General features: G+C 70.3%; 15 protein-coding genes. 12 read left to right on the top strand and 3 right to left on the bottom strand.

The window, feature by feature from the left end:
* Positions 1-498: 498 nt before the first annotated feature.
* The gene (locus ALA01S_RS09175) at positions 499-1,758 is read left to right on the top strand and encodes an AAA family ATPase (RefSeq protein WP_218011443.1); all 1,260 of its coding nucleotides are present in this window, start codon (positions 499-501) and stop codon (positions 1,756-1,758) included.
* A 78-nt stretch (positions 1,759-1,836) separates the two neighbouring features.
* Positions 1,837-2,838, top strand: a complete 1,002-nt coding sequence (locus ALA01S_RS09170) for a ParB/RepB/Spo0J family partition protein (protein WP_066335071.1) — start codon at positions 1,837-1,839, stop codon at positions 2,836-2,838.
* Between the two features lie 831 nt (positions 2,839-3,669).
* Here the strand turns inward: ALA01S_RS09170 and ALA01S_RS09165 are convergent.
* Both ALA01S_RS09165 and ALA01S_RS09160 read right to left on the bottom strand, forming a co-directional pair.
* Positions 3,670-5,472, bottom strand: coding sequence for a site-specific integrase (locus ALA01S_RS09165; RefSeq protein ID WP_066335070.1), 1,803 nt, complete (start codon positions 5,470-5,472; stop codon positions 3,670-3,672).
* 141 nt (positions 5,473-5,613) lie between these two features.
* Positions 5,614-6,891, bottom strand: a complete 1,278-nt coding sequence (locus ALA01S_RS09160) for a phospholipase D-like domain-containing protein (protein WP_157118867.1) — start codon at positions 6,889-6,891, stop codon at positions 5,614-5,616.
* A 228-nt stretch (positions 6,892-7,119) separates the two neighbouring features.
* Here ALA01S_RS09160 and ALA01S_RS32740 point away from each other — a divergent pair, with 228 nt between their 5' ends.
* Positions 7,120-7,860, top strand: a complete 741-nt coding sequence (locus tag ALA01S_RS32740) for a YtxH domain-containing protein (protein WP_066335064.1) — start codon at positions 7,120-7,122, stop codon at positions 7,858-7,860.
* 159 nt (positions 7,861-8,019) lie between these two features.
* On the opposite strand, the gene ALA01S_RS09150 is transcribed toward ALA01S_RS32740, so the two are convergent.
* Complete coding sequence (locus ALA01S_RS09150) at positions 8,020-9,123, bottom strand: alpha/beta fold hydrolase (RefSeq protein ID WP_066335061.1); 1,104 nt, start codon at positions 9,121-9,123, stop codon at positions 8,020-8,022.
* Positions 9,124-9,297: 174 nt separating this feature from the next.
* Between ALA01S_RS09150 and ALA01S_RS09145 the strand changes: the two genes are divergently transcribed.
* From ALA01S_RS09145 to glgA, 9 genes are all read left to right on the top strand, one after another.
* On the top strand, positions 9,298-9,642 hold the full coding sequence (locus tag ALA01S_RS09145; RefSeq protein ID WP_066335054.1) for a hypothetical protein: 345 nt from the start codon (positions 9,298-9,300) through the stop codon (positions 9,640-9,642).
* A gap of 125 nt (positions 9,643-9,767) precedes the next feature.
* Positions 9,768-11,183, top strand: coding sequence for a hypothetical protein (locus ALA01S_RS09140; RefSeq protein ID WP_066335051.1), 1,416 nt, complete (start codon positions 9,768-9,770; stop codon positions 11,181-11,183).
* Between the two features lie 142 nt (positions 11,184-11,325).
* On the top strand, positions 11,326-11,805 hold the full coding sequence (locus ALA01S_RS09135) for a hypothetical protein (RefSeq protein ID WP_157118866.1): 480 nt from the start codon (positions 11,326-11,328) through the stop codon (positions 11,803-11,805).
* A 692-nt stretch (positions 11,806-12,497) separates the two neighbouring features.
* Entirely contained in the window at positions 12,498-14,051 is a 1,554-nt protein-coding gene (locus ALA01S_RS09130) for a methyl-accepting chemotaxis protein (protein WP_066335049.1), read from the top strand.
* Between the two features lie 113 nt (positions 14,052-14,164).
* Positions 14,165-15,412 carry a spore maturation protein gene (locus ALA01S_RS09125; RefSeq protein WP_066335047.1) on the top strand — a complete coding sequence of 416 codons (1,248 nt, stop codon included), beginning with the start codon at positions 14,165-14,167 and terminating at the stop codon, positions 15,410-15,412.
* A gap of 95 nt (positions 15,413-15,507) precedes the next feature.
* Positions 15,508-17,697: a 1,4-alpha-glucan branching protein GlgB gene (gene glgB / locus ALA01S_RS09120; protein ID WP_066335045.1), complete on the top strand. Its 2,190-nt coding sequence runs from the start codon at positions 15,508-15,510 to the stop codon at positions 17,695-17,697.
* Entirely contained in the window at positions 17,694-19,769 is a 2,076-nt protein-coding gene (gene glgX, locus ALA01S_RS09115) for a glycogen debranching protein GlgX (RefSeq protein ID WP_238455742.1), read from the top strand. The genes glgB and glgX overlap by 4 nt, the downstream gene beginning before the upstream one ends.
* A 190-nt stretch (positions 19,770-19,959) precedes the next feature.
* Positions 19,960-21,219 carry a glucose-1-phosphate adenylyltransferase gene (gene glgC / locus ALA01S_RS09110; protein WP_084267370.1) on the top strand — a complete coding sequence of 420 codons (1,260 nt, stop codon included), beginning with the start codon at positions 19,960-19,962 and terminating at the stop codon, positions 21,217-21,219.
* Positions 21,219-22,670, top strand: coding sequence for a glycogen synthase GlgA (glgA, locus tag ALA01S_RS09105; RefSeq protein ID WP_066335036.1), 1,452 nt, complete (start codon positions 21,219-21,221; stop codon positions 22,668-22,670). Before glgC ends, glgA begins: the two co-directional genes overlap by 1 nt.
* Positions 22,671-22,688: the final 18 nt, after the last annotated feature.

The raw sequence follows: 22,688 nt of genomic DNA, 5'->3' as shown, positions 1-22,688 counted from the left end.
GCTTGAAGTAATTGAGAAAACGTGTTGAAGGCATTGAAATACATTGACAGTGCGCCAAGTCCTTGTCGCATCTGAAGTTTTCCGAACAACTGTGAGTGGATTTGGGGTTTGGTGTGAGCTTTTATGGTCTTCATCGTGAGTGGACATGGGTTTCACCCTGCCTCCAACGTGAGGAAGCCTGGGACTTGTCGTGAGTGGATATGGGTTTCGTACTTTTCCGGGAGCTCGGACGTGCCGTTCACAGCGCGGAAGTCGTCGCGGCATGCGGGAAAGCACGGGGATTGGGCGCCGCTTGACCGGTTTCAAGACGCGTTGCAAAGCCTGAAGTCACAATTTCCCTCACACATCGCGCCAGGGGCCTTGGCTGGAATCCCATCGCTCCTCACAACAGCGCAGCGTTGCGTTCAAGCCTCGTGTCCTCTGCGGGGTGCTCGAAAATCAATGGAGAGTCAACGGATTTCTATAAACTGCCCGCATTTCTGTTGACTCTTTAAAGAGATGAAGAACGAACAAGCGGCGGGTGTTGGAAACCAGGTTTCCACGGCGGCGGCGGCGGTGAGCCGCCCGGCCATAGACATGGCGCGCATCACGGCGCTGGCCACGCGGGCGTCCAACATGGTGGAGGGCATACGCGGCCGCCTGCTGGCGCCGGAGGCGCGCAAGGTGCCACCCAACTTCTCGGCCACGCAGGTGGCGGCGCTGTGCGGGGTGGACAAGGCGCACGTGGCCTACCGCATCAGCAAGGGCGACTTGCCCGCCGGGCAGCTCACGCCCACGGGCGGGCGGCGCGAGTTCTCGCTGGACGAGGTGCAGCGCTGGACGCGCGAGTACCGCCGCATGGCCATGCGCCCGGCGGGCCAGAAGGCCGTGACCATCGCGGTGGGCAACTTCAAGGGCGGCGTGTCCAAGACCACCACCGCCATGATCCTGGCCCAGGGGCTGAGCATGCGCGGCCACCGCGTGCTGGCCATAGACGTGGACCCGCAGGGCTCGTTCTCCACGCTCTTCGGCATCCTGCCGGAGACGGAGGTCGAGGAGGACATGACCATCGTCCCCATCTGCCGCGGCGAGGCGGACGACATCCGCTACGCGATCCAGCCCACCTACTGGCCCGGCATCGACCTCGTACCCGCGGCGCCGCTGCTGTTCCAGGCCGAGTTCAGCCTGCCGGCCATGCAGATGAACGACCCGACGGCGCGCTTCTGGGACGTGCTCAACGCCAGCCTCGAAGGCGTGCGCGAGGAGTACGACGTGATCATCATCGACACGCCGCCCTCGCTGTCCTACGTCACCATCAACGCCTTCATGGCGGCCGACGGCATCCTGGTGCCCGTGCCGCCCTCGGCGCTGGACTTCGCCTCCTCCGCGCAGTTCTGGAGCCTCTTTGCCGACCTGGGCAGCAACCTGGACCAGGCGTCCAAGCGCGGCAAGACCTTCGACTTCCTGCATGTGCTGCTGTCGCGGGTGGACCAATCCGACGTGGCCGCCCCCGCCGTGCGCCAGTGGATACAGGCCACGTATGGCGAATACCTGCTGCCGGTGGAAGTGCCCAAGACCACCGTCACGTCGTCCAAGGCCGCCGAGTTCGGCACGGTCTACGACGTGCAGAAGTACGAGGGCTCGGCCAAGACCTACAAGCGCGCCGCCGAGGCCTATGACCGCGTGGTGGAGCTCGTCGAGCAGTCGGTGATCGAAGCATGGCGCACCCGCGCGGCGCAAGCCGCCGCCGCCCCGGCCCAGGCCGGCACCGCGGCTTGAAGGCGTGGAAACCAGGTTTCCACGGCAGCCGATGACCGATAACGACACCCCAAGATTCAAGACCTTCAGGAGCGCCTCATGAGCAGCATAGGCAAGCGGCTTTTGGCCACCACGGCGGACATTGCCGCCTCCATAGAAGCGCGCAGCGCGCAGGGCGAGGCGGGCAAGCCGCCGCTGCCGCGCACGGCGCCGGGGCAGATGCTGGCCGCGCGCAGCGAGATGCTGGCCATGCAGGGCGAGCTGCAGGCGCTGCGCGACAAGCTGAAGTCCTTCGACGGCTCGCTGCCCACGGTGAAGCTGGACCCGGCGCTGGTGGACACCACGCGCTGGGCCAACCGCCACGCCACGGCGTTCACGACGGCGGCGTTCGCGCGGCTGAAGTCCAGCATCGAGCTCGCCGGCGGCAACACGCAGCCCATCCTGGTTCGCTGCTGCGAGACGGCCGGGCGCTACGAGATCGTCTTTGGCCACCGCCGCCACCGCGCCTGCCTGGAGCTGGGCTTGCCGGTGCTGGCGGTGGTCTGGGACGGCGAGATGCCGGACCTGGACCTGTTCCTGTCCATGGACCGCGAGAACCGCGAGCGCGAGGACCCGTCCGCCTACGAGCAGGGCATCACCTACCTGGCCGCGCTTGACGCCGGACTGTTTCCCTCGCAACGCCGCTTGGCCGAAGCCATCGGCGTGAGCCACACCTGGGTGCGCAAGGCCACGCAGGTGGCGCAGTTGCCCGCGGCCATCGTCGAGACCTTCGAGACGCCGCTGGACATACAGCCACGCCACGCGGAGGAGATCACGCAGTCGCTGGACCAGGACCGCAAGGCCGTGCTGCGCCGCGCCGAGCGCGTGCGCCAGATGACGCGCCGACCAAGCCCGGGCCAGATCGTGGCCCACCTCACGGGGCGGGTGGCGGAAAAGACGGCACCCGAGAAATTCCACGCGGGCGGGCGCCTGGCCGGCGTGTGGAAGCGCGACAGCCGCGGCCGCGCCGTGATCACGCTGGAGGCGCACGCGGCCGACGACGCCTTCATGGACGAGCTCTCCGACATCGTCATGAAGATGCTCAACCGCCCGCGCGGCTGAGCCAACTCGCCGGCCGCGCCGGGAGGCGCCAGGCTTGGCCGCGGCCGGCGGTGGAAACCTGGTTTCCACCGCTGCGCTGGACAACTCCCACCGGCGCGCCGACGTGGCGCGCTTTCACACCGGCGCGCCGACGTGGCGCGCTTTCACACCGGCGCCGCGGCGCACCGGCTGCGGTGCAGGGTGGGGCGGCCCAGACCCGTTCATATACAGGCAGCCCGTGCGCGCCAGCGGTCCAGGCACGGTGTTCTGGCGCTCATGTGAGGACGCTTGTGATGCTTCATGCCTGGGTGGCGTTTGGGCGTCGAACCGGCAGTGCGTGCGGCCTGCGGGCCTGCACGGGCCGCTGAAGTGGCGGCCGGGCGCCCGGGAACCGGGTTTGGCTGCGGCGAAGAGGGCGGTCGTGCCTGGCTTGGACGCAGTTCTGGAGGCGTGCACGGTGCGGTGCAGGGCTCATGTGAGCTTCTCTGTGATTCTTGAGTCGAAGCGCAGCCCACGTTGCGATGCGGGATCGCTAGGCCCCCGTCTGGCATTGCCTTCGTGCTCATCTGTAGGAGGCCCGCTCGCGGGCCGAAGGGTCTCCTGGCCGCGGTTCGGTCCGCGAGCGGGCCTCCTACAAGCGGGGCTGTGGGTTCCTAAAAGCCGCCTGCGCGCCAACATTTCCGGCAAACGGCGCTGCAAAACACCGTTGCCAAGGCGCCGTCAGGCCAAGGCCTCTGCTGTCGGACGCGAGGAACGTATCGACGCGCGTCTTTGCCTCTGTCCCGCCACGCGTGGAAACCTGGTTTCCACGCGTGGGCTGCCATCCGCCATCCATCGGTCCTTGCCGCCCGTTCACTCCCCGAACGCCTTCTCCATCCCGTCCTGCAGCCGCTGCAGTTGTGCCTTGGCATAGCGCATGGTGGTGCGCGGGTCGGCGTGGCCGAGCTGCGCCTGCACCACTTCCAGCGGCGCGCCGCGCTCCAGCGCCCGCGTGCCGCAGGTGTGGCGCAGCCAGTGCACGGACGACTTGTCGGCGCTGCGACGCTGCGCGTCCGTCAGCGGCGCCCAGCGCAGCGCCCGCCGCAGCCAGCCCCGCACGGTCTCATACAGCGAGCGGTAGCCTATGGGCGCCAGCGCATCGTCCAGGCTGGCCACCAGCGGCGCCTCTTCCGGCGCGCGCTCCAGCGGCGGCAGCCCGCGTGCCGCCAGGTAACCCGCCAGCGCGCGCAGCGCCTGCGTGGGCACCGCGGCAATGCGCTTCTTGGCTCCCTTGCCTTGCACCTGCATGGCCCAACGCCCGCCCACGGGCCGCAAGTCCGACAGCCTCGCCGACACCAGCTCGCTCGCGCGCAGCCCCGTGGCCTCGGTAAAACGCAGCAAAAACAGCATGCGTTCGCGCGAAGGTGAGCTTGGTTGTGATTCGATCCAGCCCACCAGCGCCGCCCAAACCACGGGTTCGAAGGCCCGCGTGTCCAGCGCATGCTGCGCCGCGTCGTCGCCCGTGCGCCGGTTCACCAGGTCCCAGGGGTTGTGGATGAGGTAGCCGCCCTTGACCAGCCAGGCGAAGAGGCTGGCCACGATGACGACCGCCTGCCGCCGGCTGGCCAGCGTGAGCTGCCCCGCGAACGGCGCCCAGCCCGGTTCCATGGGGGCGGCGCGCCGCCGCGAGATCCATCGGTCGGGCACATGCTCCAGAAACGTCATGTAAGCCAGGCAGTCCTGCGCCGTGAGCGCCGAAAACGATTTGTTGATCTCCACGGCCGCCCACAGCCGCAGCCGCAGCGCCTCGCGCCGGTAGGTCAGCGCCGTGGCCTGGCTGCCGGCACGCGCCGCCACCCACTGCTCCACGGCCTCGGCATCGCTGCCGGCGATGATGGCCACGCCGGCAAAGGCGGCACGGTTGGGCCCGGAAGGGGGTTGCAGCGCGAGGTCGAAGTGCGGGCGCTGGTCCACTCCCGCTGCCAAGGCGCGGCCCGCCGCCAAGGGCGTGGCCCACGCATCCGCCACGGGCGCCAGCGCCGTGCCCGCGCCGGGCAGCAGTTGGCGCAGGTAGCTCTCTATGCGGCGAGCCTTGGTTTCGCCGATGGCGGGGACGGCGCGCCACCAGCGCCCGCCGCGCGCCACGGCCTGCCGCAGGTCCTGCAGCAGCAAAAAACCGTTGGCTTGCAGCCGCTGCGCCAGGCGCGGGTCGAACCACAGCGCGATGGCGTCCGTAGGTTGCGGCGCTTCGGAGGCGACCTGCTCCAGCGCGCGCAGCGCCTCGATCTGCCGCTGGCGCAGCCGCTGGTTGCGCGCTGCACGCCGCTCGGCCGGAAAAGCCTGGCGGTAAAGCTCCTGCAGCTCGGCCTCGCTCCAATCCTCCAGCCCGTTGGCGGCGGCCCAATCGGCCAGGGCAGGGTGCTCGTCACCCTCCATGCCGCGGATGACCAGCCCAACCAGCCGCCAGCGCGCATCGCCCGCGCGCCGCGCCATGGAGCGCAGCCGCTGCACCACGGCCCTGTGCGCGGCCATCGCCGCGTTGCCATGCTCTATGCCCAGGTAGCGCTGCGCCGAGGCCTGTACGGACAGCCCGTCCGCCACCGCCCGCAGGTGCGCGAAGTGATGCGGCCCCATGCGGCGCAGGTAAGTGCTTGTGGCGTCGGACTTCGTGGGCATGGCGGCAGGCGGGGGCAGTAATTGGCGATAAAAATCATACCTTCGATTACTGCCGTTATAGGAGATGCAAAAAGTCGCCTCGCGGCGGCTTGTTGGCGTATCGGCGGGTTGGAGAAAGGCCGCTGCCGGCGATTCAGGCGTTCAAAGCTGTTCCTTGAGCAGGTGACAGGCGCGGTCCAGCAGCCGGTGGCCGCAGCTGCGGCGCTGCCAGGTGGCCAGGTCCAGCTCGTCGCACTCGCGCATGTCGGACTCGAAGATCTCTTCCAGCCGCCGCGCCAGGCCCTGGTCCAGCAGGCCCAGCGTGATCTCGTCGTTGATCTCGAAGCTGCGGTCGTCGAAGTTGCTGGAACCAATGGCGCACCAGGCGCCGTCCATGGTCAGCACCTTCTGGTGCAGCAGCGTGTGCGGAAACTCGAAGATCCGCACACCCGCGCGCAGCAGGCGCTCGAAGTTGTGGTGAGCCGCGTGCTGGACGATGGGCATGTCCGAGGCGCCGGCGGAAGGGACCATCACGCGCACGTCCACACCGCGCTCCACCGCGGCGGCCAGCGCCTTAATGGCCTTGTCCTGCGGCAGGAAGTACGGGTTCTGAATCCACAGCCGCCGGCGCGCCATGCACAGGATCAGGTGGTGCAGGATCTTCACCGCCGGCGCCGCCCGCTCCGGCTTGGCGCGGGCCACGTGCATCGTGATGTCGCCCGCGCGCTGCAGCGGGGGGAACACGTCCTCGCCCACGAACAGCTCGCCGCACTCGGCCACCCAGTTCTCGCTGAAGGCCGACTGCACCGCGTGCACGCCGGGGCCGCGCAGCCGCAGGCCGATGTCGTGAAAGGGCGGCTTTCCCTTCATGCCCTCGTACAGCCAGTGGTCCACGATGCAGTGGCCGCCCACCAGCGCCACGCGCCCGTCGGCGATGCAGGCCTTGCGGTGGTCGCGCCGGTTGAGCACGCCCAGGTTGTGCAGGCGCGGCGCGTGGTAGCGGACGATGCGGCAGCCGGACTCCTGCATGAGCCGGCTGGCCGCCTCGCCCATGTCGTTGCAGCCGCGCGCATCCAGCAGCACGCGCACCTGCACGCCGGCGCGGGCGCGGGCGGCCAGCGCCGCGGCCAGCCGCGCCCCCAGGCGGCCTTCCTTCCAAAGAAACGTCTCGAAGTGCAGCGACTGCCGCGCCGCCGCAATCTCCTCGAACAGCGCTTCGAAGAAGGCGCCGTTTTCCAGCAGCTCCACGGCGTTGCCCGGCATGAGCGTGGAGTGCGTGAGGCCGCTGACCGAGGGCAGCATCTCGTGCAGCGGCTGGTCGCAGGCCAGCGTCAGCTCCGGGTCCCGGTGCCGCTTGATGGACCAGATGGCAATCCCCAGCAGCACCACCAGCACCAGCAGCGCCAGTGCCATTGTCAAAAGCGTGTCGGGTTCCAGCATGTGCGCGATTTGGGCACGCGTACCGTGCGCTGGCGATACCGCGCCGCAGCGGGGGGCGGTTGCCCCCCCACGGACGTCAGGCCGGGTGGACCGGACGATCGCTGCGGGCGGCCGGCAGAGGCCGGGCCGGGAGCTCCACCGGGTGGGCCCGGGGGAGCGGGAACGTCGGTTGCACCCAAGGCGGCAGGAGCCGGCATTTGCCGGGTTCCATCGCAAAGGAGGTTGACGATGAAAAACGCATGGACGGCCCTGGGGGCCCTGGCCGCGGGCGCGGCTGCGATGTACCTGACCGACCCCGAACAGGGCGCCCGCCGGCGCGCGGACCTGCGCCAACGCTTTGCCACGGCCACCGACGACGCGCTGGACAACCTGCAAAGCGCGGGCGACCAGGCCACGGACCGCCTGCAAGGCGCCGCGCAGGACGGCCGCGGCCTGCTGCGCGACATCCTGACGCGCGTGCAGGACCTGGCCGAGCAGGGCCGGCTCAACAGCCGCCAGGCGCTCAACCGCGTGGACGACATCGCCCGCGACGCGCGCAACGAGTCCTCGAACCGCTGGCATGAGGGCTATGTGCCGGAGTCGCGCCGCTCCGGTGGCGGCGGCGGGCTGCTGCTGGCCGTCAGCGGCATCGTGGTGGGCGCGGCCGCAATTTACCTGCTCAAGACGGAGTCCGGCCGCCAACGCCTGGCCGGCGTGCGCGAGCAGGCCAAGCAGCTCAAGGACCAGCTCGGCCAGCAACTGACCGAGCGCAAGGAGCAGATCAGCCAGCAACTGAGCCAGCGCAAGGAGCAACTGGCCCAGCGTTTCGGCAAGCACGAGGATTCGGCCACGGCGGGCAGCGAAGCGGACGATGCGGCCTACTCGGCGCCCGCATCCCGTGAGTCCACCACCACGCCGGCACTGGCCAACGGCAACCGGCCGGCCACGGGCTCGTCGTCGGAGCTGCAGGGCGGCGGCGGGTGGCACTGAGCTGACGGCGCACGGCCGCGCGCCTGAGGCAGGCGGCCGTGCGTGGGGATATGGCGAATCAGGGGGCGCGGCGCGTCAGCCTCGGGCTGGCGTGCGCACCCCCTTCTTGTGCCGCACGGCACCTCCCCTTGACGGTTTTGCCTCCTGCCGCTTTGGCGCCTACCTTGCCGTCATTTCCTGCACCCAATCCAGCACCCTGGGCCAAATTTCCCGGTGCGCGCTCTGGCCGATGAGCGCGCCTATGTGCTGCAGCGACACGCCCACGTCGCCCCCGTAATGCAGCACCAGGGGCTGCGGGCTGGCCGTGGCCTGCACGAAGCCCGTCACCGACGCGGCCGGGACGACGCGGCTGCGCAGGTCGGCAATGGCGGCCAGGGGCACGCGCACGTCGCGCGGCGACACCGCCTGTCCGCCCACCACCAGTGTGCCCTTCATGAATTGGTCCTCGCGGTACAGCGCGTCGCTGACCTGCGCCACCAGCGGGCCGGGCAGCGGCAGCTCCTGCAGCGTCCAGCGCAGGGCCAGCAGGTGGCGCCGCCAGGCCTGCGGGCCGCTCAGGGCGGCGGCCCAGGCGTCCTGGCGCGATTCGGTGATGAATTCGTCCGGCGAGGCCAGGCTGGCGCCCAAGCTCACCAGGCTGCCCGGCACGTGCGTGAAGCCCTGGGCATAGCCCGGCGGCAGCGAATGCACCAGGGCCCCAAGCGCCCCGGTGGCCTCCCCGAAGCACAGCGGCGACTCCACCAGCACCAGCGAGGCCGGCCCCTGCGGATGCCGCGCCGCATACAGCGCCGACAAGGTGCCGCCCAGGGAGTGGCCCAGCAGGTGCGGGCGCCCTCCGGTGGCGGCGGCGACGCGTTGGGCCATGCGGGCAACGGCGTCCACGTGCTCGTCCAGGCCCCAGTGCGCGGGCGCGGACGTCCACTGCAGCAGGTGCACGGCGCAACCCCGCGCCAGCGCCGCGCGCACGACGCTGCACTGCGGCGCCAGGTCCCAGATCCAGTGCGCCTTGATGGGCGCGGGAACGATCAGCAAGGCCGGTCCTTCGCCGCCGCCGTCGTAGCGCAGCAGCTTCAAGCCCGGCTCTTCGTGCAGCACGCGGCTGGGCGCGGGCTGCGGCCCCAGCCCCAGGCGGTCCATGTGGGCGCCGGCGGCCAAGCGCAGCGCGTCCAGCCGTTCGAACAGGCTGCCCAGCTCAGCGCAGGCAAGCGGTGCGGCAAGAGAGCCGGTTAGAGGCGCGGCAAGGGCGTTGGGCAAGGCAGTCATGGCGGGGATGGTGGCGACAGCGGGCAGTGAATGGGGTCGCTGCCGCGGGGCAAGCCCCGTTCCGCGGCCTTGGGGCCGCTGGCCGGGCGGGCAGCCGGCAGCCCGGGGCGGTACGCTCGCACGTTCCGGGGGGACAACGCAGGGGCGGGCCTGCGGATTGCAAGAGCTGTGCATATGAGCAGTACCCAAAAACACAAACCCATTGCCCGCGTTCCTGAGCTTTCCTTTGGGGAGATCGAGTGGCCTGAGCGCGCCGAGCTGCGCCAGCGGCTGCGCGGCCTGCAGCGCCACCCGCTGCCGCAGGACCCGGATGCCGTTCCCCTGCGCATAGGCGTCGAGGACGCCTATGGCGACCTGGCCCACGTCATAGAAACCACGCGGCTGAGCGAGGCCGTGCGCGTGTTTGAAACCTTGTCCGACCTGGGCCTGGTGCCCGGCCACGGCCGCTGCCGCGCCAGCGACGGGCGTACGCTGATGCGCACCTACCGCCCACCCACGGCCGTGGCGCAGCGCGGCTGAACCTTGCGCGCGGCAAGCCGGCCGAGGCTGGGGACATCCCAACCCGTGCCCGGCAGGCGCCGCCCAAAGCGCCGCGAGACTGCCCCCGTGACCAGTGGCGGCGCGGCAGCGCCAACAATGGCCGCATGACGCCGGACTGCCTCCCCCCGCTGCTGATTGAAGCCCTGCGCGCTGCGCCGCGCCCCTACCGCATGCCGCCGCTGCCGGCCGACGTGCGGGCGGCGCGGGAGGCCGGCGTGGACGCGGCGCTGGCCTTCGCGCTGGAGCAGGCGTGCATGGCGGCCGACGCCGGCCGCGCCGCGCCGCAGGCCGTGCGCGAGCTCTTCCTGTGGGCGCTGGCCGAGGTGATACGCACGGCGCTGCGCGCCGAGGGTGGCGATCCGGCTTTCCAGGCCCAGGCCCTGCGCGCCCGCACGCCGGACGTCGAAACCTATGCCGCGCTGCAGGCGCAGGCCAAGGCGGACACGCGCGCCGTGCGCGCCGCCGTGTCGGCCCTCGCCCACCCGGCCCGCCTGGAGCGGCTGCCGCCCTCGGCCGCGCGCGAGGCGTTAAGGCCGCTGTACGGCCTGGTCCAGGCCGGCGACTGGGCGGCGCTGGACCACGCCGCCCAGTCGCTGGCGCAACATCCGCCGGCCGGGGCGGCTTGGCCGGACTCACCAGACGCACCGGACGCACGTGATGCGCCTGACCTTGCCGCCGCTTTGCCTGCCTTGGCGGCGCTGCCCGCCTTGCAGCGCCTGCGCCAGGGTGTCGCGCTGCTGGCGCTGGACAGCGTACAGCGCTACCGCGCGCTGTGTGGCCAGCGCGGCCCGCAGGCCGGCAGCCAGGCCGCCGCGGCCACGGGCCGCGCCGCGGCGCGCTTGGGCGCGGCGGCCGAAGACGCCACCGTGCAGGCTTTCGGCGAGGTGGCCACGCTGCTCAACCGCCAGCCGGGGGAGGCCGGCGCCTACAGCGTCGCCCAGGGCCTGCATACGCCGGGGAGCCTGGCGGGCGGCGTGCAGGGCGCCAAGGACGAATGGGATGTGGCGCTGCTGCGCGCCGCGCCGGGCGCCGATGCGCTGGACGTGGTGCTGCTGGCCGAAGTCAAGGCCTGCGCCGCCGCCGCCACCACCGACTTGCCGCGGCTGCGGCGCGGCCTGCGGCGGCTGGCGCTGGCGGCCGAGGACCAGCGCCATGCCTTTGCCGGCGCGGCCGGCGAGGTGTGGCTCAGCGGCCGCTCCCTGCGGCAGTTGCAGCCGCCGCCGGCCGGCTTGCCGCTGCGCGCCCTTTATTGCTGCACGGCGCCGGCCGAGGCGGCGCCGCGCTGGGTGGACGCGGCCGCCAAGGCCGTGCTGCTGGCCGAGCGCGCCAGCCTGGGCTTTGCCGCGGCGCTGTCCAGCGGCACCCAAGCGCACGAGCAGGCGCTGGCGCCGGCCTGGGAGGCGCTTTTCACGGTGCCGCGGCTGCGCACGGCGCTGGCGCAGTACGGGCTGGCCCGCGACGCGCGCGAGGCCATGCTGCATCCGCGCGACCTGTTGGCCGCCGTGGCCGAGCGGGCTTGAGCAAGCTTGAGCGGGCCGGGCGCCCGCCGCACTTTTTTGGGCCGGGCCCTTAAGTGTTTCGCCATTGTGTCGATGAGGGGCCGCTGCCCGCCTCCAGCCGGGGCGGGCTTGGACAACGAAAACGGAATTCGTCGGATTGCGCATGCCCCGAGGGTTGGTTCGAAACGCGCTGCTGGGCGCCTTGCTGGCGGTGGCCGCGCTGGGGGCGCGGGCCGACGTCTCGGAGGCGCGCTATACCTCGTTCGACGGCGAGGGGCATGCGCCCATCGCGGTGTCGGAGGTCCGCATCCTGGACAAGGAAGACCCGGCCGAGATGGAGCCCGTGGGCCTGATAGAGGCGCAGGGCCACAACGACTCGGACGTCGATGTGCTGGAGCAGGTCAATGGCCTGCGCCTGCCCGGGCCGCTGGCCATCTTCAATTCGAATGCGGTCCCGTCGGTCCAGGGTGCCGACGATGCCGGCCTGGCCCTGCACGCACTCAAGTCCGTGGCGGCCCGCCACGGCGTGCAGGCGCTGCTCATCATCGAATCCGAGCGCGCGCAGATCCGCAGGGACGTGGTCGGCCACCGCCTCGTGGCCAAGGCTTTCCGGCGCAAGGCGCGGCGCGACAAGTTGTCCTGAGCCGCGAGCGCCTGCGCCGCTGGACGGTTCCGTCCGAAGCCTCCGTTTTCCCACGGTTGCCTCCGCACCGTGTATTCCTACCGCTTTGAGGCGCTCTTCGCAGCGGAGCAGTGGGCTTGTCACGCATTTTGCTTACGCGCTGTTGCGTGTCATCAAACTGACAAAAGATCTCACGTGTTTGTGTCGGCCCTCGCAGGGTCTGCCTTCACGCACAGGTGATGTTTCTTTTGTCAGCGTGCCGTCAGATATCTCTTCTTGATCAGTCGTGAATTTCTGGCGACATTGATGACTATTTTGCGCCGATATATGGTTTTCACTGACGAAGAGGTATTTGCCGATGATGATTAGGCAAAACAAAATCGCCGCTTCAGATGACGCGGGTGTAATTTTTGATCCAATTTCAATTCGAATTCAAGAATTTTTTGATAACTCTCAACCCGGCGTTTTCGCTGGTCAGGGAAGGGACGAGTAAATTCTCCTACCCGTGAAGATTGAGAGTTGAATTACTCCGATTCTGTGCGCAACCCTGCCGCCTTTGTATTCCTGATCGGTAAATTGTCGGCCGATTGGGAAGCGCAGCCAGGTTAATTGTGATGCACGGGGATTGAAGTGGAATTTTCTTGTATCGATGGCGGAGCCCCCATCTTTCTTCGCCTGCCGAAAATTTAAAGCGTTGCCTGCATAGGATTGCCATGAGAACCAACCTTCCCGTGACCGGCCGTGAATACCCGCTGCCTGCCGATGTGACGCTGATGTCCACGACCGACGTGGAAAGCCGTATCAGCTACGCCAATGCCGCCTTCATACAGGCTGCCGGGTTCGACCATGACGAGCTGATGGGCCAGCCGCACAACTTGGTGCGCCACCCCGACATGCCCGGCGCGGCCTTTGCCGACATGTGGGACACGCTCAAGGCCGGGTTGTCCTGGACGGCGCCGGTCAAGAACCGGCGCAAGAACGGCGACCACTACTGGGTGCTGGCCAACGCCACGCCCATGCGCCGCAACGGGCGCGTGGTGGGCTACATGTCGGTGCGCACGCCGGCCACGCCGGAGCAGGTGCGCGCGGCCGAGGCTTTGTATGCCGACCTGCGCGAGGACCGCGCCAACGGGCGCCGCGTGCACCGCGGGCTGGTGGTGCGCACGGGCTGGCGCAAGCCGCTGTCGCTGTTCCAGCTCATGTCGCTGCGCGTGCGCGTGGCCCTTGGGCTGGGCGTCACCGGCGCCGTGGCCGCGGTGCCGGCGCTGCTGGCGGCCTCCACGCCGCTGCAATGGGCGGGCGTGGTGGGCGCGTGGCTCGTGGCGGTGCTGTTGGGCAGCCTGTTCCTCGGCCAGCAGATCGTGTCGCCGGTGCAGCGCATTCTGGATCACGCCAACCGCGTGGCCAGCGGCGAGGCCGGACCGGGGCTGGCGCTCAACCGGATCGACGAGATCGGCCTGCTCATGCGCGCGGTCAACCAGGCCGGGCTGAACCTGCGCGCGCTGGTGGACGACGTGGCCGAGCAGACCCACGGCGTGGCCTCGGCCAGCCGCCAGATCGCCTCCGGCAGCATCGACCTCAGCGGCCGCACGGAGCAGACCGCGGCCAGCCTGCAGGAGACGGCCGCTTCCATGCACCAGATCACGCAGACCGTGCAGCAGAACTCGGCCACGTCCGACCAGGCGCGCACCCTGGCCGAGCAGGCCTCCGAGGCGGCCTCCAAGGGTGGTGCGGTCATGCACGAGGTGCGTGCGCAGATGGGCGACATCCAGTCGCACAGCGCGCGCATTGCCGACATCAGCGGCGTGATCGACGGCATCGCCTTCCAGACCAACATCCTCGCGCTCAACGCCGCGGTGGAAGCCGCCCGCGCGGGCGAGGCCGGGCGCGGCTTTGCCGTGGTGGCCTCCGAGGTGCGCGCCCTGGCGCAGCGCTCGGCCACGGCCGCGCGCGAGATCAAGTCGCTCATCGAGGAATCCGTGCAGCGCGTGGACGCGGGCAACAAGCACGTGGCGCAGGCCGGCGAGACCATCCAGCACATCATCGACCAGGTGCGCCACGTCACCTCGCTGGTGTCGGAGATCTCGCAAGCCTCGCAGCAGCAGGGCGAGGGCGTGGCGCAGGTGCACATGGCCATCGCCGAGCTGGACGACACCACCCAGCGCAACGCCGCACTGGTGGAGGAGAGCGCCGCCGCCGCGAAATCGCTGGACCGCCGCGCGCAGCGCCTGGCCGACGCCATCAGCGTCTACCGCGCCGCGAGCTGACGGGACGCCGCACCGCGCGCGCCGCCGCCATGGCGCGTGGCGGCAGGCGTGCGTGAAGCGTCGCGTATGCTGCGCCGCCTTTCGTAGAACAGCCTGCCGCGCCTGCCGTACCGATGATCCTCAACCACGTCTGGGTCGCCTTCATCCTCCTGGGCTTCGGCGCGGCGCTGGTGCAGCTGGCGCTGGGCGACGTGGGCGTGTTCGGCCGCGTCATGGCCGGCATCTTCGACACGGCCAAGACGGGCTTCGACATCTCGCTGGGCCTGGTGGGCGTGATGAGCCTGTGGCTGGGCGTGATGCGCATAGGCGAGCAGGCCGGGGTGATCCAGCTCTTCGCCCGCGCCCTGGCCCCCTTCTTCGACCGCCTCTTCCCCGGCGTGCCCCGCGGCCACCCGGCCGCCGGCAGCATGGTCATGAATTTCAGCGCCAACATGCTTGGGCTGGACAACGCGGCCACGCCGCTGGGCCTGAAGGCCATGCGCGAGCTGCAGGCGCTCAACCCGCGCAAGGACACGGCCAGCGACGCCATGGTGACCTTCCTGGTGCTCAACACCGCCGGCATCACGCTCATCCCCACGTCGGTCATCGCGCTGCGCCAGGCCATCGCCGTCGAGCAGGGTTTTACAAGCTTCAACGGCGCGGACATCTTCCTGCCCACGCTGCTGGCCACCTTCATCTCCTTCACGGCGGGGCTGGTGGCGGTGGCGGCCTGGCAGCGCATCAATTTGCTGTGCGCGCCGGTGCTGCTGTTCTTCGCCGGCTTCATGGGGCTCACGGGCGCGCTGTACGCGTGGCTGAGCACCTATCCGCCCGCGCGCATGGCGGAGCTGGTGGGGCTGCTGGGCAGCGGGGCAATGGTGTCGGTGATCGCCCTGTTCGTGGCCGCGGGGGCCTGGCGGCGCATCAACGTCTACGAGTGCTTCGTCGAGGGCGCGCGCGAGGGGTTTGACGTGGCGGTGCGCATCATTCCCTACCTCATCGCCATGCTGGTGGCCATCTCCATCTTCCGCACCACGGGCGGCATGGACGCGCTGATTCGGCTCATCGCCGCCGCCGTGGCCGCACTGGGGCTGGACACCCGTTTTGTTCCGGCGCTGCCCGTGGGCCTGATGAAGACGCTCTCCGGCAGCGGCGCGCGCGGGCTGATGGTGGACGTGCTCAAGACCTACGGCGTGAACTCCTTCGAGGGCCGGCTGGCGTCCATCATCCAGGGCTCGACCGAGACCACCTTCTATGTGCTGGCCGTGTACTTCGGCAGCGTGGACATCAGGAAGACGCGCCACGCGCTGGCCTGCGGGCTGATCGCGGACGCGGTGGGGCTGGTGGGCGCCATCGCCGTGGGCTACGCCTTCTACCGCTGAAGCTGCGCCGGGCCGCGGCGCAGGGCGCTGCCGCCGCCAGTTACAGTGACCGCAGGCCGCCAGGCCGCCGCCGTCCAACCAGAAGGAACCCCCGGATGCTCCCCGCCGCCACCGTCCAGTCCCTCATGCGCGCCGACCATGGCGACCCCTTTGCCGTGCTGGGCCTGCAGGGGCCGGATGAGGACGGCGCCTGGTGGTTGCGCGCGCTCCTGCCCGGCGCGCAGCGCGTGTGGGCCGTGGCTGCCGAGGACGGGCGGGTGCTGGCCGAGCTGCAGCGCATTCCCGGCAGTGAGCTGTTCGAGGGCACGGTGGTGGGGCCGACGGAGCGCTTCGCCTACCGCTGGCGCGTGGACTGGGGCTCGGCGCAGGCCGAGCTGGACGACCCCTACCACTTCGCGCCGCTGTTGGGCGAGCTGGACCTGTGGCTGCTGGCCGAGGGCACGCACCAGCGGCCCTTCCAGGCGCTGGGCGCGCACTCGATGGCGGTGGAAGGCGTGCAGGGCGTGCGCTTTGCCGTGTGGGCGCCCAACGCGCGCCGCGTGTCGGTGGTGGGCGAGTTCAACCACTGGGACGGCCGCCGCCACCTCATGCGGCTGCGCCGCGAGTGCGGCGTGTGGGAGCTCTTCATCCCGGCCGTGGCCGAGGGCGTGCTCTACAAGTTCGAGCTGCTGGATGCGCAAGGCGCGGTCGTGCTGCGCGCCGACCCCTACGCCTTCGCCGCCGAGCTGCGCCCGGGCACGGCCTCGCGCGTGGCCGTGCCGCCGCCGGCCGCGCCCGTCTCGCCCGCGCGCGCCGCGGCCAATGCCTTCGACGCGCCCATGAGCATCTACGAGGTGCACCTGGGCTCCTGGCGCCGCGCCGACGGCGGGCGCTGGCTCACCTACCGCGAGCTGGCCCGCGAGCTCGTGCCCTATGCCGCCGGCCTGGGGTTCACGCACCTGGAGCTGCTGCCGGTGCACGAGCACCCCTTCGACGGCTCCTGGGGCTACCAGCCCACCGGGCTGTACGCGCCCACCTCGCGCTTCGGCTCGCCGCAGGACTTCAAGTTCTTCGTGGACGCCGCGCACGAGGCGGGGCTGGGCGTGATCCTGGACTGGGTGCCGGGCCACTTCCCCACCGACGCCTTCGCGCTGGCGCGCTTCGACGGCACGCACCTCTTCGAGCACGCCGACCCGCGCGAGGGCTTCCATCCCGACTGGAACACGCTCATCTACAACTTCGGCCGCGCCGAGGTCAGCAATTTCCTGATCGGCAACGCCCTGTATTGGCTGGAGCGCTTCGGCGTGGACGGGCTGCGCGTGGACGCCGTGGCCTCCATGCTCTACCGCGACTACAGCCGTGCCCAAGGGGAGTGGCTGCCCAACCGCCACGGCGGGCGCGAGAACCTGGAAGCCGTGGAGTTCCTGCGCCGCATGAACCACGTGGTGGGCACCGAGCGGCCGGGCGCCGTGACCATCGCCGAGGAGTCCACCGCCTGGCCGGGCGTGAGCCGCCCGCCGGGCGGCGACGCCCTGCACGGCCTGGGCTTTCACTACAAGTGGAACATGGGCTGGATGCACGACACCCTGGGCTACCTCGGCCGCGAGAGCGTGCACAGGCCCTGGCACCACGACCAGTTGCGCTTCGGCTTCATGTACGCGTGGAACGAGAATTTCATATTGCCGCTCTCGCACGACGAAGTGGTGCACGGCAAGCGCTCCCTGCTGGGCCGCATGCCGGGCGACGACTGGCAGCGATTCGCCAACCTGCGCGCGGGCTACGGCTGGATGTGGGCGCACCCGGGCAAGAAGCTGCTGTTCATGGGCGGCGAGATCGCGCAGGAGCGCGAGTGGAATTTCGAAGGCAGCCTGGACTGGCACCTGCTGGAGCACGGCCCCAATGCCGCGCGCCACGCCGGCGTGCAGCGCCTGGTGCGCGACCTCAACGCCGTGGTCCGCCACTTCGGCGCACTGCACCGGCGTGACGTGGACCCCTGCGGCTTCGAGTGGATTCGCCACCACGACAAGGAGCACGCCGTCTTCGCCTTCCAGCGCCGCGACGACCAGGGCGGCGTGGTGGTGGCGGTGGCCAACTTCACGCCCGTGGTCCGCCACGGCTGGCGCCTGGGCGTGCCCTGTGCGGGCACCTGGCGCGAGGTCATCAACACCGACCTGGCCGTCTACGGCGGCAGCGGCGTGGCCAACGGCGAGCGCGTGGCCGAGGCCGTGCCCTGCGACGGGCTGCCGTTTTCCATCGCCATGGACATCGCGCCGCTGGCCACGCAACTGTGGGCGCCCGCGCCGTGAGCCCGCCCGCCTGCACCCCGCCCGCGCTGGGCGCGGGCCGGCCCTGGCCCTTGGGTGCCACGTCGCTTGAAGGCGGCTTGAACTTTGCCGTGGTCGCGCCGGACGCAACGGGCGTCGAGCTGTGCCTGTTTGACGACGCGGGCTGCACCGAGCTGGTGCGGCTGGCGTTGCCTGCCAACACCCACGGCATCTGGCACGGATGCCTGCCCGGTGCCGGCGTGGGCCTGGTCTACGGGCTGCGGGTCCATGGGCCCTGGAGCCCGGCGCACGGCCACCGCTTCAACCCGGCCAAGGTGCTGCTGGACCCCTACGCGCGCGAAGTCGTCGGCCGCTACGACGGCAGCGACCTTTTTCTGGGGCACGACCCCGCGCATCCCCACCGTCCGGACGGGCGCGACAACGCCGCCGTGGCGCTCAAGGCGCGCGTGGTGGCCGAGCCGCCGCCCGTGGCCGACGGCGCGCACGTGCACGTGGCGCCGGCCGACGCCGTGCTTTACGAGCTGCACGTGCGCGGCGCCACCATGCGCCACCCCGGGGTGCCGGCCGAGCTGCGCGGCAGCTACCTGGGCGTGTCGCATCCGGCCTTCGTCGATCACCTGCGCCGCTTGGGCGTGACCACGCTGAGCCTCATGCCGCTGGCGCACCGCGCCGACGAGGCGCGGCTGCTCAAGCTTGGGCTGTCCAACTACTGGGGCTACAGCCCCATCGCCTGGTTCGCGCCGGAGGCGCGCTACGCCAGCGCGCGGGCCGGCGCGAGCGCACTGGCCGAGTGCCGCGAGATGGTCGATGCGCTGCACGCCGCGGGCTTCGAAGTGCTGGTGGACGTGGTGTTCAACCACAGCGCCGAGCTGGACGAGCACGGCCCAACGCTGAGCCTGCGCGGCATCGCCAATCGCCTCTACCACCACCTGCGGCCGGGCGACGCGGCGCATTACGAGAACTGGAGCGGCTGCGGCAACGTGCTCAACCTGGCCGAACCGCCGGTGCTGCGCCTGGTGATGGACGCGCTGCGATGGTGGGTGCGGCACATGGGGGTGGACGGCTTCCGCTTCGACCTCGCGCCCGCGTTGGGCCGCGACGCACAAGGCTTTTCACCGCACGCCGCATTCTTCGCCGCCGTGGCGCAGGACCCGGTGCTCTCGGGCGTCAAGTTGATTGCAGAGCCCTGGGACATTGGGCCGGGCGGCTACCGGCTGGGCCAGTTCCCCGCGCCGTGGCAGGAGTGGAACGACCGCTTTCGCGACGGCGCGCGCGCCTGGTGGCTCACCGGCGGCGTGGCGCGCGGCGGCTTCGTGCACGCGCTGGCCGGCTCCAGCGAGGTGTTCCGCCACGGCGCGCGCGGGCCGCTGGCCGGCGTCAATTTCATGACGGCGCACGACGGGTTCAACCTGCGTGATCTGGTGAGTTACCGCCAGCGCCACAACTTGGCCAACGGCGAGCACAACCGCGACGGCCACGCGCACAACCTCAGCACCAATGCGGGCGTGGAAGGCGAGAGCGACGACCCCGCCGTGCTGGCGCTGCGGCTGCGGCTGCGCCGCGCGCTGCTGGCCACGCTGGCGCTGTCGCTGGGCACGCCCATGCTGCTGGCCGGCGACGAGATCGGCCACAGCCAGCGCGGCAACAACAACGCCTACTGCCAGGACAACGACATCACCTGGCTGGACTGGGAACACGCCGAAGCCGGCCTGGCCGACTACGTGGCCCGCTGCCTGGCCCTGCGCCGCCGCCACGCGCGGCTGCGGCAGGACCGCTGGCTCAGCGACACCGAAGTGCGCTGGCTGCACCCGGACGGCGACGCGCTCTCGCCGCAGGACTGGGAGCGCGTGGACAAGCGCGCCTTTGCCGCCTGGCTGCCGGACGGCGGCGCGGGCTGCGAGCTGCTGCTGCTGTTCAACCCCGACACCACGCCGCACCGCTTCACCTTGCCGGCCGCCGAGGGCGGGCCCTGGCGCCTGGTGCTGCGCAGCGACGTGGACCTGATCGCCTCCGTGCTGGGCGAAGACTGCGTGCTGCCCGCGCACTGCCTGTGGGTGGCCGAGCGCGGCGGTGCTCACACCTTGTTGGCTTGACGCAATAGGGCCTGCCGGGGCACGCCCCACAATGGCGCATACTGGGCTGACGGACCGGCTGGTGGCCTACGCAACGACGGCACGAAGCTTGCGAACCATCGGCCAGGGACAGGTCCAGTCCCCTGCCGCCTCGGCGGTAACTCCATTACAACTGGACATCAGCAGTATGAGGACCGAGGTGACAAGTTCCATGGACCGGCCGCTGCATTCGGCCCAACTGGTGCGCAAGACGATTGCGCTGGTGCTCGCGGGCGGACGAGGCTCGCGGCTCAAGCAGCTCACCGACCGCCGCGCCAAGCCCGCGGTCTATTTCGGGGGCAAGTTCCGCATCATCGACTTTGCGCTGTCCAACTGCATCAACTCCGGCATACGGCGCATCGGCGTGATCACGCAGTACAAGTCGCACTCGCTGCTGCGCCACCTGCAGCGCGGCTGGAGTTTCTTGCGCGGCGAGATGAACGAGATGCTGGACCTCATGCCCGCGCAGCAGCGCGTCAACGAGGAGTACTGGTACCGCGGCACGGCCGACGCGGTCTATCAGAACCTGGACATCATCATCTCGGGCAAGCCCGAGTACATCGTGGTGCTGGCGGGGGACCACATCTACAAGATGGACTACTCCATCATGCTGCGCGACCACGTCGCCAGCGGCGCGGGCTGCACCGTGGGCTGCATTGAAGTGCCCAAGGACGAGGCCAGCGCCTTCGGCGTGATGGCGGTGGATGGCGAGCGGCGCATCACCAGCTTCGTCGAAAAGCCCCAGGACCCGCCCACCATGCCCGGCAGCGAGACCACCTCGCTGGCCAGCATGGGCATCTACATCTTCAACGCCGACTACCTGTACCGGCTGCTGGAGGAGGAGATGGCCAGGCCCGAGTCCAGCCTGGACTTCGGCAAGGACATCATCCCGCGCACCGTGGCCGAGGGCCGCGCGCTGGCGCACCCCTTCTCCATGAGTTGTGTTCGCAACCGCGGCAGCGGCGAGCCCTACTGGCGCGACGTGGGCACGATCGACGCCTTCTTCGACGCCAACCTCGACTTGTCCCGCATCTCGCCGGAGCTCGACATCTACGACGAGGACTGGCCCATCTCGACCTACCAGCGCCAGTTGCCGCCGGCCAAGTTCATCCCCGACAACGACGGGCACCACGGCCTGACCGTCAACACCATGGTCTCCGGCGGCTGCATCATCAGCGGCTCGCACCTGAGCAACTCGGTGCTGTTCTCCAACGTCCGCATCCACTCCTTCTGCCACGTCGACGAGGCGGTGATTCTCCCTGGCGTGACGGTGGAGCGTGGTTGCGTGCTCAAGCGGGTGGTGATCGACCGCGGCTGCGTCATCCCGGCCGGCATGGTGATTGGCGAGGACGCGGCGCTGGACGCCGAGCGCTTCGAGCGCAGCGAGGGCGGCGTGGTGCTGGTCACGCGCGAGATGTTGGCGCGGCTGTGATGCGGGTACTGCAAGTCAGCGCCGAGATCTTTCCCCTGCTCAAGACCGGCGGGCTGGCGGACGTCGCCGGCGCGCTGCCCGGCGCCCTGGCGCGCGCCGGTGCCGAGGTCCGCGTGCTGCTGCCGGGCTTCCCGGCACTGCTGCAGGGTTTAAGCAACGCCGCCACCGTGGCGGCGTTCCACGCGCCCTGGGGCGAGCCGGCGCGGTTGCTGTTCGGACAGTTGCCAGCGCTGGACGGGCTGCCGGCCTACGTGGTGGACGCCCCCGCGCTCTACGACCGCCCGGGCAACCCCTACCAGCAGGAAGACGGCTGGCCCTACGCCGACAACCACCGGCGCTTCGCGCTGCTGGGCTTTGCCGCGGCGCGGCTGGCCGAAGGGCTGGACGGCTGGTGGGCGCCGCAGGTCGTCCACAGCCATGACTGGCACGCCGCGCTGGCCAGTGCCTACATCGCGCTGAGTCCGCACCGGCCGCCCGTGCGCACGGTCTACACCGTGCACAACCTGGCCTACCAGGGCTTGTGTGCGCCGCAGCATCTGGCGGAGTTGGGCTTGCCGCCTTCGGCCTTCGGGGTGGAGGGCGTAGAGTTCCACGGCCAGATCTCGTTCATGAAGGCGGGGCTGTTCTACGCGGACCACGTCACCACGGTGAGCCCAAGCTACGCGCGCGAGATTCAGACGCCGGAGCAGGGCTGCGGGCTGGAGGGCCTGCTGCGCTGGCGCGCCTCGCAGGGGCAGCTTTCCGGCATCCTCAACGGCGTGGACCGCGCCGTGTGGGACCCGGCCGCCGACCTCAACATTGCCCGCCGTTACGACGCGTCCAAGATGGCCGGCAAGGCGCATTGCCGCACCGCGCTGCAAAAGGAAATGGGCCTGGAGGTGCGGTCCGGCCCGGTGTTCGGCATGGTCAGCCGCCTGGCCGAGCAGAAGGGCTTGCCGCTGCTGGTGGCGCTGCTGCCGGAGCTGGTCAAGCGCGGCGGGCAGCTCGTCACGCTGGGGTCGGGCGACGCGGCCATAGAGGCCGCGTTGCGCGAGGCCGCGGCGGCACACCCGGAGGCTGTGGCCATACGCGTGGGCTACGACGAGGCGCTGGCGCACCGCATCTTCGCCGGCAGCGACGTCATCCTCGTGCCCTCGCTGTACGAGCCCTGCGGGCTCACGCAGCTCTACGGCCTGCGCTACGGCGCGCTGCCGCTGGTGCGGCGCGTGGGTGGCCTGGCCGACACGGTGGTGGACTGCTCGCTGGAGAACCTCGCCGAGTACAAAGCCACGGGCTTCGTGTTCGAGACCTTCGATGCCGGGGACATGCTGCGTGCACTTCGACGCGCGTTTGCGCTATTTGCGCGGCAAAGCGACTGGAAAACCGTACAGAAGAGGGCGATGGCGCAACACTTCGGGTGGGACGACGCGGCCGAGCAGTACCTGGCCCTGTACCGTGCGCTCGCCGCCTAGCTCTCCAACCTCAAGCCA

The organism is Azohydromonas lata NBRC 102462, assembly GCF_001571085.1.
GTDB classification, from domain to species: Bacteria; Pseudomonadota; Gammaproteobacteria; order Burkholderiales; family Burkholderiaceae_C; genus Azohydromonas; species Azohydromonas lata.
This window is presented reverse-complemented; position numbering and strand designations above follow the sequence as displayed.